Origin of the sequence: Marinobacter sp. bablab_jr008 (assembly GCF_016464145.1) — a bacterium.
Taxonomy (GTDB): Bacteria; Pseudomonadota; Gammaproteobacteria; order Pseudomonadales; family Oleiphilaceae; genus Marinobacter; species Marinobacter nauticus.
In genome coordinates, this window is record NZ_JACDWW010000007.1 from 1 (window position 1) to 11,542 (window position 11,542).

An 11,542-nucleotide genomic window follows, 5' to 3' on the forward strand; every position below is an offset into this window, starting at 1 on the left:
AATCTCGCGGCGGGTTTTACGCTTCTTGGTCTGGTACTCGGCTTCGGAGAAGGTGATCTGATCCATGGTGGCAACGAATCCTGTGCAGTTGACGATGACCGTATTATCGCTGATTTTGAGACTTATTCAGAGCCTCCCTAACTCTATGGTCACCCGAACATCTAAAACTTGCTTTTCCAAATACCGCCACGTCCGTAAGTCTAGCTCAATCATATCCCGATGGAGCAGATCTGATGGTCAAAACAATCTGGAAGTCAGTAGTAATCCTGTCTGCCGTACGCGCAACGTTTTTCATACTTGAGTTATTGCTAATGTCGCTCATCAACGGCCTAAGTGGAACCTTCACCGTTCTGCAGGAGCGGTCTCAGGAGTTTCTCAATGTCGCCGTTGAGATCGCAGCCATTGCCATAGGCCTGACGTGGATTGTGAACAGACTCTCGTCCAAAGATAATTCTCTGAGCAGAAGCCAAAACGCGCTTGCGACTGGTTCAGCTACAACTTCGGCAACCGGTGATAGCCCTGGTGTCCTTGACGCAGATGAAATAAGTTCAGAGCTAGCCGAAATAGCTGTACCTGACGATAGATCAGAGAGCGATGCCCGAAACGCAGGAACCAGCGACCGGTTTGATAATGAATCCCCAAACCAATCGACATTTTACGACACCGCTCCAAATGAAGGTCTGAATGCGAAAATGATTAGTGAACAGCCAGAAACCAACGCTTGCTCATCAGGTGAAGAGTTAGCAGACATACTCAATAGCGCATGGATTTGATGAACTTCCAGGAGAATGCCAGATGATACATCCCATGATTGCCCTTCTGGCCGTTATTCTGATTCTTTCCACCGGTTTCCTGATACTTTATAAAATCTTTGGGTTAGTGGAGAAAGACATGGCAGATGACGAAAAAAAGAGGGACGACAACGATACCCTTTGACTACTTCACCTCGATGGCCATGAAACGATTTCTGGTAGCTCAAGGCGCAATGGTGATCTCCCTCAATCACCATTGCGCTCAAATGCTCCACCCCGCCTTTAGCGGATTCACGACAATGGCTCAGAAAATCCCGTCATTAGGCCTGAATGGTCGCAAAGCGGACATTTGGATTTGACGATTACACGGAGCTTTGCGGCTATTTTGGATCCGCGAATCGGAGGGAAGTGCATTGGAGCGCTGCAACGGTGAGCTTTCCGCTCACCATTGCCAGCACAAGAGACTCTGTACCATGCATCACCCTCACTTGGACTCGCATACCGATTGGCCCGCGATGTGGAAGCCGCCGAAACTCAGAACAGGCGTTCTCCGTTATCCACCTGCGCGTCCGGTCTTACCAGGGTAACTGCGCCCTTCTCCGTCTGCACGCCGGTGACCAGGCACTCCGACAAAAATGGTCCGATCTGTTTGGGGGGGAAATTGGTAACGGCAAGAACCTGTTTGCCAACGAGCTCCTCCTTGCCATAGAGGCCCGTAAGCTGTGCGCTCGATTTACGAATACCAATGTCCGACCCGAAATCCACTCGCAATTTATAAGCAGGCTTGCGTGCCTCGGGAAAATCCGTCACTTCAATGATGGTCCCGATCCGCAGTTCAACCTTCTCGAAATCGTCCCAAGTAATCATCTTATTGCTCCTTCGACGTAGTTAGTCTGTTAACAATTCTAGCTCGGCGACCGTCCGGCTCTTCGCACGACCCGCGATCAAAGAACCAATGACAATCAGGATGCTGGCACTCAACACGGCAACCGTAGCCTCGCCGTATCCGGCAAGAATCAACAGGATCACTGAAATCAGTGGCGCACTGTATGCCAGGGTTCCCAGTAACTGGATATTTCCGTGCTTTACACCATGGTCCCAAGTGAAGAATGCTATGCCCACCGGTCCGAGGCCGAGCCCCACCACGCCAATCCATTGAAGTGCGCCTTCTGGCCATACCGTTTCCTCCCACAAAAGGTGGCAAATCAACGCCAGAATGGCCGTAACACCGCAGAACCAGCCCACGGCATCGGTTGGTACCGAGCGAACCAGTCTGCTAAGAACGGAATAAGATGACCAGATCAGAGCACAGGACAGAGCCACCAGGTAACCCGGCAGGTTCTCCCAGGCAAATCCATCGGCATTGCGGCTGATCAACAACCAGCAACCTGCCAGGGCAACCAGGGCCCCAACGATGTACTGAGCTCGTAGTTTCTCGCCCGGCAGGAAGGTCGACAATAGGACGATCAGCAGCGGCCAGAGGTAAGCAAGAAGGCTGACTTCGACGGCGGGGGCCAGTGTCATAGCCTTGAAGTAGGCAAAGTGATAACCGAACAAGCCAACGACGCCGATGCACCATGCAAGTGGCGATTGCCGTAAATAACGCACACCGGAATGCCCCGAGAAGACCCAACGGCCGCACATCAACAGAAAAGCGATACCGAAGGTCATGGCCATGAGCTGGAACTCCGGAATCTCACCACCGGAAAGCTTGGTCAGCAATGCCAAAGTGCCCCATAACAGAACGGAAATCGACCCGATCCAGGTTGCGGCGTTAACAGATGCCATGAAACCCTCCCGAAACTCTCATGTGTGAATGATTGCAGAAGGGTATCCAGTGCGAAGGGTAGGAACTTTCAAATCCTGGCGGAACTATTTCGAAATACGGCGGAAGTGGCTGGGTGCTTTGCCAAAGTGGGCTCTGAACCGGTCGCTAAAGGCCGATAACGATGAATAGCCGACAGCGTCGGCAACTCGCTGGACGCTGAGCCCCGACTGCTCCAGAAGCCGCCAAGCTTCTTTCATTCGTAACTCTGTGAGGTATTGATGCGGCGTCATGCCGACCTGGCGCCGAAACAGATCGTTCAACTGCCGAATGCTCAGATGTGCCACGGCAGCCGCCTCGGCCAAGGACAGCGGTCGGTTGAAGTGTTCGTCCAGAAATTGTTTCGCGGCGTGGACTCTGCGGTCCAGCTTCAGCTGACTTCCATGGCGCTCCTGAAGCAACTGAATCAGCAGGAGTAGCATTTGATGTTGGGTAAAATCCGACTCTGTCCCATTATGGAGCTGTGCGTGAAGGAACTGGATGTAGTGGAGCAATGCTGGATCCAAGTCTACGAAACAAGGTAGCTTGTCCAGCGCCGCGGCATACCCATGGCCAATTCCCGCGGGAATAATTGCCGCTCGATGCTGAGCCACTTCCCCTTCGATGGCATCTACCGACAGAGATAACGTTCCCACCAACGGCAATACCAGTTGATGATGGTCGTGGGAGTGGCTTTTTCCCTCATCCTCGTAGGTTCGTATATGCAAGCCGATCTCAGAATGCTTCATGCGACCAGTATAATCAGGAACATTTGAAAATCCTCACAGAACGACCCTTTCATTCATCTCTCATCCGGGATCGGACCGGTTCATAGTGAAAACGCGGGAAACTGGCAGTGACGAAGTATCTTGTGAACCACGCCTAAACGGTTTATGGCTAGAATTTCCGCTTTTTTTAGGAATTGCCTGAGATGCGGGACGGTCGCAATGCGAACATTGGAAGCAACCAATTAACGCTTCTTCCCGCATTACTTCGAAACCTATATGAGGGAAAGCACACTTTTTCAGTATACAGCTATTTCACATTCCCCCTGAAACCAAGCATAAACGGGTTGCAGTAGCCATCTGGGCAAACGGCATCCTGACTCTCGTCCAGATCGCGGAAAGGACTTTGCCGGCAGCTTGGCGCTGATTGCCGATGCTATACATAACTTCTGGGACATGGCATCGCTGATTATCGCGTTCGCGGCCCGTAAGATTGCGCGTCGCCCGGCTGAATAAAAGCTGACCTTCGGCTACGGGCGAATAAAGGTAGGTGTTGCGCTGTTAAATACACCACCTTGATCATGATAGGGCCCTACCTGATATACGAGGGTGTCATGCGGTTCCCAGATCCGCTGGAACTCAAGGGGTGTTGGGTAGTCTGACTTACATTGTTGCACTGATAATGGACGCGTTGAGCGCGCTGCTGACCTACTCAATGCAGAAGGGCAGCGTTAATATTCATGCGTTGTTTTACACAACTTGTCTGATGCGTTTGCGTCAATAGCAGTGTTATAGGCGGAGCTCTTATCTTGCTCTACGACATGCGCTGGGTTGATTCCGCAATCACCATTGGCATGGCCAGCTATATTCTCTACCTGGACCTGACAGAAATTGGCGGGACCATCAGAACACTCATGCTGGGGAGTCCCTAGGATATCGGCACAGATTCCGTCATTGGGGCAGTATCAGACTTAGAAGGAGTTATCGACTTCACCCCGTACATTTTTGGCAGGTGGGTGAGCATGATGCCTCGCTCGACGCCCGTGTGGTTGTCGAGATGAGTGCGTGGAATGAACTTGAGAAAATCAAGGACGGGATAAAACAGGCTTTGGAGAAAGAGTTCAGCGTAACTCATTCAACACTGGAATTTGAACACCCTGACTACAAGCACGAGGGGGCAAATACCTATAAACATAGTTAACCGGCGCGCTATGTGACATACCTCATCATGCAGATTCCAAACGAATGGCGAACCACAAAGGCACGAGGACTCCATGCGAGACATGATTGAACCCCATCAAATTTGGGCCTACCCCATCGCTGCTGTTCTCGGCCTTTTAGAGGGCAGGAAACCTCCCCCGGGAAATATGTTGCCAGAGTATCTGCCCGGGACTCCATACCCAGGCTCTTGCTTTATAACAACATTACCCAGACACCGCTGCATCATCAGACCTCGCCAGAATCTCGAAAGCAATATGGCGAGGTCTAGTTTTCTTTACCCTTCGGAAATACTCCTGCATTTCCAGAGATAGTAACCTACCGGTATCACCAACAGCGCCAAAATCACAGCAGATATCATCCCACCGACCATTGGTGCAGCTATGCGCCCCATGACTTCGGAGCCGGTACCAGTGCTAACCATGATAGGCACCAAACCTCCGATAATAGCAGCAGCAGTCATCATTATAGGCCGCACGCGCAATCCGGCACCATGAAGCACGGCAAGGCGCAACGTCTCGCGTCTTGGAGTCGCCCCCTTCTCCTTACAGGTTTGCAACATTTCCTCGTAAGACTGGTTCAAATACACCAGCATGATGACACCAATCTCCACGGCAACGCCGGCCAGCGCAATGAAACCTACACCGACCGCAACGGAGAAGTTATAGCCCAGCAGATACATCAGCCAGATTGCACCAATCATGGCAAACGGCAGCGTACCCATGATGATGCCCACTTCCGCAAAACGACGGAAGTTCAGGAACAGCAGAATGATAATGATAGCCAGCGTCAGCGGCACCACGTAGGTCAGCTTTTCCTTGGCACGCAGCATGTACTCATACTGGCCAGACCAGGTAACCGAATAGCCCGCAGGCAGATCGAGCTCCTCGTTAACGGTAGCCATGGCCTGCTCCACATAGGTGCCGACATCAACCCCTTCAATATCCACGAAGGTCCAGCCATTGAGGCGGGCGTTTTCACTTTTGATGGCGGGAGGACCATCTTCTACCCGGATATCGGCGACATCGGCAAGCGCAATCCTTTGCCCCGTTGACGTAACGATGGGCAACTGCTCCAGCTTCTCTGGAGAATCCCGGTAGTCTTCCGGATAACGAAGATTAATGGGATACCGCTCAAGTCCCTCGATGGTTCTGGAAACGTTGATTCCACCAATAGCGGAGGCCACTACCTGCTGAACATCAGCGATATTCAGCCCATAACGAGCGGCACGCTCACGATCAATATCCACCTTGATGTAGCGGCCCCCAGCGACTCGCTCAGAGTAAACGGAGGCTGTACCGGGGATGTCGACCATGACTTCCTCAAGGCGTTTACCGATGTTCTGGATGACGGTAAGGTCCGGACCGGCAATCTTGATGCCCACCGGCGTTTTAATACCCGTTGCCAGCATATCGATGCGCGTGATGATCGGCATAACCCAGGCATTGGTTACCCCCGGGAACCGAATCAGAGTATTGAGCTCCTGCTTCAGCTTTTCGGTGGTCATGCCTTCCCGCCATTGATCCCTCGGCTTGAGCTGGATGAACGTCTCGATCATGGTTAACGGCGCCGGATCAGTTGCGGTGTCTGCTCGTCCTACTTTACCGAATACGGTTTTAACTTCCGGGACGGTCGCAATTAACTTGTCGGTCTGCTGCAATAGTTGGCGGGCTTTACCGATTGAGATCCCGGGATAAGTGGTCGGCATGTACATCAGATCGCCTTCATCCAGCGGTGGAATGAACTCACTCCCGATCTTGGTCGCCGGCCAAAGCCCCACAGCCAGTGCCAGCAGTGCAGCCATAACAGTGGTTTTCGGGAATCGAAGGACCAACTTCAGGACCGGCATATACGCACCGACCAGCAGACGGTTCACGGGATTCTTGTGTTCCGGCAGCACCTTGCCACGGATAAAATAGCCCATGAGCACCGGAACCAGCGTCACCGCCAGAGCCGCACTGGCTGCCATGGCATAGGTCTTCGTGAAAGCCAGCGGGGCAAACATCCGTCCTTCCTGCGCTTCCAGGGCAAACACCGGCACAAAACTGACCGTAATAATCAGAAGCGAGAAAAACAATGCTGGACCAACCTCCGAGGCTGACCTGGCAACAACCTCCCAACGGTTCTCGGGCGTGAGCGGTGTCCGCTCCATGTGCTTGTGCATGTTCTCGATCATCACGATGGCGCCGTCGATCATGGCGCCGATGGCGATGGCAATCCCTCCGAGGGACATGATATTGGCGTTGATACCCTGCCAGTGCATGACGATAAAGGCCGCCAGAATACCCACGGGAAGGCTGAGAATCGCCACCAGCGACGAGCGCACGTGGAACAGAAAGATCATGCACACCAGGCCCACCACCAGGAATTCTTCAAGCAGCTTGAAGCCAAGGTTATTAACCGCCCTCTCGATCAGTCCGGAGCGATCGTAAACCGTCACCACTTCCACGCCTTCAGGCAGGCTTGATTTCAGTTCCTCTAATTTGGCTTTTACGCCGTTAATCGTTGCCTGGGCGTTTTCACCGAAGCGCATCACTACAATGCCACCCACGGTTTCGCCTTCGCCGTTCAGCTCGGCCACCCCGCGCCGCATCTGCGGCCCGACCTCAACACTGGCCACGTCTTTCAGGAGCACAGGGGTGCCGTTGTCATCGAGACCCAGTGGAATTGACAACAGATCCTCACGGGACTGGGTGTAGCCAGACGTGCGCACCATGTATTCCGCCTCGGCCATCTCGATGACGGAGGCCCCTACTTCCTGGTTGCCTCTTTTGATAGCGTTCTGGATGTGAGCCAGAGGAATGCCAAACGCCCTGAGCTTTTCCGGGCTGACCTTGACCTGATACTGCTTCACCATGCCACCAAGCGCGGCCACTTCGGACACACCGGGAACTGTTTGCAGTTCGTATTTCAGAAACCAGTCCTGCAGGCTGCGCAGTTGGCTCAGATCATTGTTCCCGGTGCGATCCACCAGGGCATAAAGGTAAACCCAGCCAACCCCGGTTGCGTCCGGCCCCAGTTGCGGGCGGGCCGAGTCCGGAAGGCTGGGGGCCACCTGGGAGAGGTACTCCAGCACCCGGGAGCGAGCCCAGTACATGTCGGTATCTTCATCGAAGATCACATACACGTAGGAGTCCCCGAAGAACGAGTAGCCACGGACGGTTTTGGCCCCCGGGACCGACAGCATGGCGGTGGTCAGTGGATAGGTCACCTGGTCTTCTACCACCTGCGGAGCCTGCCCCGGGAAGCTGGTTTTGATGATGACCTGCACATCCGAAAGATCCGGCAGCGCATCTACCGGCGTCTTGTTCAGTGAGTAAAGGCCAAGCCCTGTAATAAGCAAGGTGGCCAGCAATACCAGAAATCGATTACGAACAGACCAGTGAATGATGGCAGCGATCATGATTCGCCTCCGCCATGATTCATGGAACTATGGTCCATCGCCTCAGGTTCGATCTTGGGCTCCGCTTTCTCCGGATCCATGACGTGCCCCGAATGATCCATCTGTAAATCCATGGCGTTGCTGCCTGATGCCGACATTCGCTGGAAATCCGAAGTCTTGCTGGACTCGGAATCGATCAGGAACTGCGCAGAGGTCACCACGGTATCGCCAGGCTTAATGCCTTCCAGTATTTCTGCGTACTTGTCGCCAATCCGCCCTACCGTGACGTTGACGGACTTGAAGGCACCCTGTTCCAGCGCCACCACCAGACGGTCGCTTTGTCCAGTGCGGATGATCGATTCACGTGGCACCAACAGGCGTCTTTGCCCACGATCCCCCTGGACCTCCAGGCGAGCAAACATGCCGGGCAGCAAAGCTCCGTCGGAATTGTCAAACCGCATCCGGACCCGGGCCGTCCGCGTCTTCGGATTAACCTCGGGATACACATAATCCACTTTTCCGCGCCACTGGCGCCCGGGCATGTAATCCAGAGTCATCACCACCCGGCTATCGCCTTCCACTGCCGAGAGCTGGCTTTCAAATATCTCGCCAATCACCCAGACTTCATCCAGTGCAGCAATCGACAAAACCCGGTCTCCGGGCTTTATGAACATGCCCTCGCGAACGTTCAGGTTGTCGATAACGCCGGAGCTTGGGGCGTATACGGTCATCGTTCTCTGTACGTTTCTCGTCTGGCGCAGTTGCCGTATCAGGCTGGCCGGCACGTTCAGCGCAACCAACCGTTCCTCAGCGGCATTGATCAGTCGCTGATTCCCCCGGTTCAGTGCCACGAGCAACTCCTCCTGAGCATTGACCAATGTGGGTGAATAGAGAGTATACAGAGGCTTGCCTTTTTCGACTGGTTCCCCCTCAGCTTTCACGTAGAGCGCTTCGATCCAGCCCTCTACTCTGGGGTGTACGTGCGCCATCTCGTCTTCGTTATATTGGACGTAGCCCACGGTAGTTATGGTATTGGGCAAACGCCCCTGGATGACGGACTCGGTGCGAACTCCTAAGTTGTTTACCACTGCAGGGGAAATACGAACGGTACCGACCGGATCGTCAGCCGACCCGGCATCCTCGAACACTGGAATCAGATCCATCCCCATAGGTGATTTTCCGGGTTTGTCGCTTTTAAAGTTAGGGTCCATGGGTGCGACCCAGTAAAGCGGCTCCTTTGTCTCGCCACCGGCCGCCTCCACTGTCGGATCGGACAAAATTTCCGGTGCCAGCCAATAGGCGGCACCCACGCCAGCAATCCCGCCGAGCAATACAAAGCCCAATGGGCGAACGAAATTAGCCATGATGATCAATCCTGGTAATGAGTCATTGAAGAGGAAGAAATATTGGAGGCGTCCGTGGTCAGATAACGGAAACTTGCCAGAGTTTTGGCTCGCTCGGCCATCATCTGGATCAATTCGACCTGGGCATTGAGTTCCGAAATCCGTGCACGTACCGCCTCAGCAAAATCACCGTCGTCATTGTTATAGGCGGTCAGCGCGGCGCTGGCCTGCTCTTCCATCTGAGGTAGGAGCGTTTGCTGATACAGGTCAATTCGATCATCCAACCGCTCGATGCGGGCTAGCGCCGCGCGCGCCTTTGCCTGGAGCGACCGGATTCTCAGAACCCGATCCGTCCTTTCGGCTTCCAGCCTGGCTGAGGAAGCACTGAGCCGTCGATCTTGCCGGTTTCCTGTGAATATCGGCAGGTCAAAACCAATACCAATCGAAAACAGGTCTGCCCTGTCCTGGCCGTTCGGAGCCTTATCCCGATAACCATATTGTGCGAAGACCGACCACTCTGGTTTGTAGGCTTCCCTGGCAAGATCTACGTCAATGGCCTGCACATCAATCAGTTGATCTGTGGCGCGAATCGACGGGTGACGGATGACAGACTCCACGGTCGTCTCAGACCAGCCGCTGGAAACGTCTTCCAATAGCCGAGGAGGAATGTTTTCAGTGACCAAGAACTGGGCCTGACTGGAACCGATCCATTCACCAAGAGCTTCCCTGCTGGAAGCCAACTGGGTGTGCAAGTCGGTCAGTCTATCTTCAAGGCGAGTCAACTCCAGCGAAGCACGAATAACATCTTGTTGTCTGGAGCCCATTGTCGCGGAGGTATATCCAGCTTCAGCAACATCCGCCAATTGCTCGAATAATCCCCGATTTTCTTCAATGAGGCGGATGCTTTCCTGGGATTTCCACAGATCGAGCCATAGGTGGGTCACCGTTTCGGTGACCTGCGCACGGCGATTTTGGCGGAGGTAAGGCTGCACACCGGCCAGTTCTTCTTTCTTTGCGCTAGCCAAGCGGCGGCTGTCTCCACGAGGAATTCGCTGTGTAATGCCAATCGTGCCCTGGGTCATGGGCTCTTGCCCGGTATCAAAAGTATCCAGAGGCAGATTTGCCGCGCCGATCGTTACCCGGGGATCGGGAAGCGCGCCCTCAGCAACAGACTCTTCCATCAGCGCATCTTGTTTGTAAGAGCTCTGGCCGAGCCAGGGATCGTTTTCAGTTGCTGCTTCGATGACACTCTGGAGCTCCAGTCTGGGCTGAGCCCACGCAGAAATGCTGCTAAACAGCAACACACCCAAAATAGTCTGCTTAGTAAAAAAGGTGCGGATGGACAACTTGAGATCTCCGTGGAAAGCATATAAGAGCGCTTATATTAGATCTCAAAGCTGAAACGAAGCTGAAATTAAGTGCGCACAAATTTTATATTGATCTGGCTCAACTATTTTTATCACTAACAAAAGTTATCAAATCGTTAATAAACTTTTTTTGTTTTTTCAGTCAGGTTTCAGGAACTAATGATCTAATGAAACCATCAACCAAACAGGAGGTGAAACTATGAAATCATTAATAGTATTCGCCGCAGCAGCGACTCCACAAAGAAATGACACGCTATGGATTGTCAGAAGTTGGAATGGAGGCGCGAAGACAGATGATAAGTGAAGAAGGACGAGCCTACCATCGTGCTTTAGAGAAGAAACAAATGGAGCAGAAGGTAACGTACAGCAAATGATAACAGAAATACCGCTGGTGGGCATCAGCGGTATCTACTAGAGGCCCAGTTGCATGGGCCTGGAGCAACAAATCAAGGAGTTCGTCATGAAGAGCATCATTACAGCCATAGCAATGACAGCACTGTTTAGTTCCTTTGCCTACGCCGATTCTGGCTTAGCCGACAGGATTAACGAGGCAAGGAGCTATCCGAACAAGACCGTGGAAACCGTTGACAGGCAAGAACTCTGCCTGAAACATCAAAAATTACACAAGCAGATGAAGGAGGCGGGAATAGCAGATTCAAGTGACGACTAGTACGTTCCGCTTAGGCAGAGCTAACAAGCGAAGCTTGCTTCTCATACAAAGAACGTTGCCAGTCATGAAAATAGCATGACTGGCTATAGTATTGATTTACTGGAATCTCGGCGCTAAATTTATTACCGTACCGCAAACCTTAGGAGGGTCTGATTAACGCCTGATTTATCGCTGAATCGCTTTTCAACTCGAAAAAAAGCCATTCAAGCGCGATTTTGGCGTTATCACCCTCTGTTTTGTTCGATTTTTGCCTATTTCCCGCCGTTTTGGCGGAAAACAGG

The 11,542-nt window shown here is 52.9% G+C and carries 11 protein-coding genes; 5 read left to right on the top strand and 6 right to left on the bottom strand.

Features of this window, described 5'->3' with window-relative positions; all coding sequences use genetic code 11:
* Window positions 1-233 precede the first annotated feature (233 nt).
* Entirely contained in the window at window positions 234-773 is a 540-nt protein-coding gene (locus tag JIF53_RS00050) for a hypothetical protein (RefSeq protein ID WP_153741759.1), read from the top strand.
* Window positions 774-795: 22 nt separating this feature from the next.
* Window positions 796-936 (top strand): hypothetical protein, encoded by a 141-nt coding sequence (locus JIF53_RS00055; protein WP_153741758.1) that lies wholly within the window; start codon window positions 796-798, stop codon window positions 934-936.
* A 350-nt stretch (window positions 937-1,286) separates the two neighbouring features.
* On the opposite strand, the gene JIF53_RS00060 is transcribed toward JIF53_RS00055, so the two are convergent.
* The 3 genes from JIF53_RS00060 to JIF53_RS00070 all read right to left on the bottom strand — a co-directional run bounded on the left by JIF53_RS00060 (window position 1,287) and on the right by JIF53_RS00070 (window position 3,305).
* A complete protein-coding gene (locus tag JIF53_RS00060; RefSeq protein ID WP_153741757.1) occupies window positions 1,287-1,619 on the bottom strand; it encodes a tRNA-binding protein in 333 nt (110 codons plus the stop codon).
* A gap of 21 nt (window positions 1,620-1,640) precedes the next feature.
* Window positions 1,641-2,540, bottom strand: coding sequence for a DMT family transporter (locus JIF53_RS00065; RefSeq protein WP_153741756.1), 900 nt, complete (start codon window positions 2,538-2,540; stop codon window positions 1,641-1,643).
* 84 nt (window positions 2,541-2,624) lie between these two features.
* A complete protein-coding gene (locus JIF53_RS00070; RefSeq protein ID WP_153741755.1) occupies window positions 2,625-3,305 on the bottom strand; it encodes an AraC family transcriptional regulator in 681 nt (226 codons plus the stop codon).
* Window positions 3,306-3,737: 432 nt separating this feature from the next.
* On the opposite strand from JIF53_RS00070, the gene JIF53_RS19565 reads away from it, so the two are divergent.
* Both JIF53_RS19565 and JIF53_RS19570 read left to right on the top strand, forming a co-directional pair.
* Window positions 3,738-3,797 carry a hypothetical protein gene (locus JIF53_RS19565; RefSeq protein WP_248185651.1) on the top strand — a complete coding sequence of 20 codons (60 nt, stop codon included), beginning with the start codon at window positions 3,738-3,740 and terminating at the stop codon, window positions 3,795-3,797.
* Between the two features lie 293 nt (window positions 3,798-4,090).
* On the top strand, window positions 4,091-4,213 hold the full coding sequence (locus tag JIF53_RS19570) for a hypothetical protein (RefSeq protein ID WP_264766311.1): 123 nt from the start codon (window positions 4,091-4,093) through the stop codon (window positions 4,211-4,213).
* 563 nt (window positions 4,214-4,776) lie between these two features.
* Here the strand turns inward: JIF53_RS19570 and JIF53_RS00080 are convergent.
* Genes JIF53_RS00080 through JIF53_RS00090 form a run of 3 tightly spaced genes read right to left on the bottom strand, consistent with a single transcriptional unit; the run spans window position 4,777 to window position 10,570 of the window.
* Entirely contained in the window at window positions 4,777-7,902 is a 3,126-nt protein-coding gene (locus JIF53_RS00080; RefSeq protein ID WP_199451537.1) for an efflux RND transporter permease subunit, read from the bottom strand.
* Window positions 7,899-9,245 (bottom strand): efflux RND transporter periplasmic adaptor subunit, encoded by a 1,347-nt coding sequence (locus JIF53_RS00085; RefSeq protein ID WP_199451538.1) that lies wholly within the window; start codon window positions 9,243-9,245, stop codon window positions 7,899-7,901. The genes JIF53_RS00080 and JIF53_RS00085 overlap by 4 nt, the downstream gene beginning before the upstream one ends.
* Window positions 9,246-9,250: 5 nt before the next feature.
* Window positions 9,251-10,570, bottom strand: a complete 1,320-nt coding sequence (locus JIF53_RS00090) for a TolC family protein (RefSeq protein ID WP_199451539.1) — start codon at window positions 10,568-10,570, stop codon at window positions 9,251-9,253.
* 481 nt (window positions 10,571-11,051) lie between these two features.
* Between JIF53_RS00090 and JIF53_RS00095 the strand changes: the two genes are divergently transcribed.
* Window positions 11,052-11,261 carry a hypothetical protein gene (locus JIF53_RS00095; RefSeq protein WP_153741751.1) on the top strand — a complete coding sequence of 70 codons (210 nt, stop codon included), beginning with the start codon at window positions 11,052-11,054 and terminating at the stop codon, window positions 11,259-11,261.
* Window positions 11,262-11,542 lie beyond the last annotated feature (281 nt).

What these genes read in the sequence shown, in the direction of transcription:
- JIF53_RS00065 (WP_153741756.1), bottom strand. Translation starts at nt 2,540, where the DNA reads ATGGCATCTGTTAACGCCGCAACCTGGATCGGGTCGATTTCCGTTCTG.
- JIF53_RS00060 (WP_153741757.1), bottom strand. Translation starts at nt 1,619, where the DNA reads ATGATTACTTGGGACGATTTCGAGAAGGTTGAACTGCGGATCGGGACC.
- JIF53_RS00070 (WP_153741755.1), bottom strand. Translation starts at nt 3,305, where the DNA reads ATGAAGCATTCTGAGATCGGCTTGCATATACGAACCTACGAGGATGAG.
- JIF53_RS00095 (WP_153741751.1), top strand. Translation starts at nt 11,052, where the DNA reads ATGAAGAGCATCATTACAGCCATAGCAATGACAGCACTGTTTAGTTCC.
- JIF53_RS00085 (WP_199451538.1), bottom strand. Translation starts at nt 9,245, where the DNA reads ATGGCTAATTTCGTTCGCCCATTGGGCTTTGTATTGCTCGGCGGGATT.
- JIF53_RS00050 (WP_153741759.1), top strand. Translation starts at nt 234, where the DNA reads ATGGTCAAAACAATCTGGAAGTCAGTAGTAATCCTGTCTGCCGTACGC.
- JIF53_RS00055 (WP_153741758.1), top strand. Translation starts at nt 796, where the DNA reads ATGATACATCCCATGATTGCCCTTCTGGCCGTTATTCTGATTCTTTCC.
- JIF53_RS00080 (WP_199451537.1), bottom strand. Translation starts at nt 7,902, where the DNA reads ATGATCGCTGCCATCATTCACTGGTCTGTTCGTAATCGATTTCTGGTA.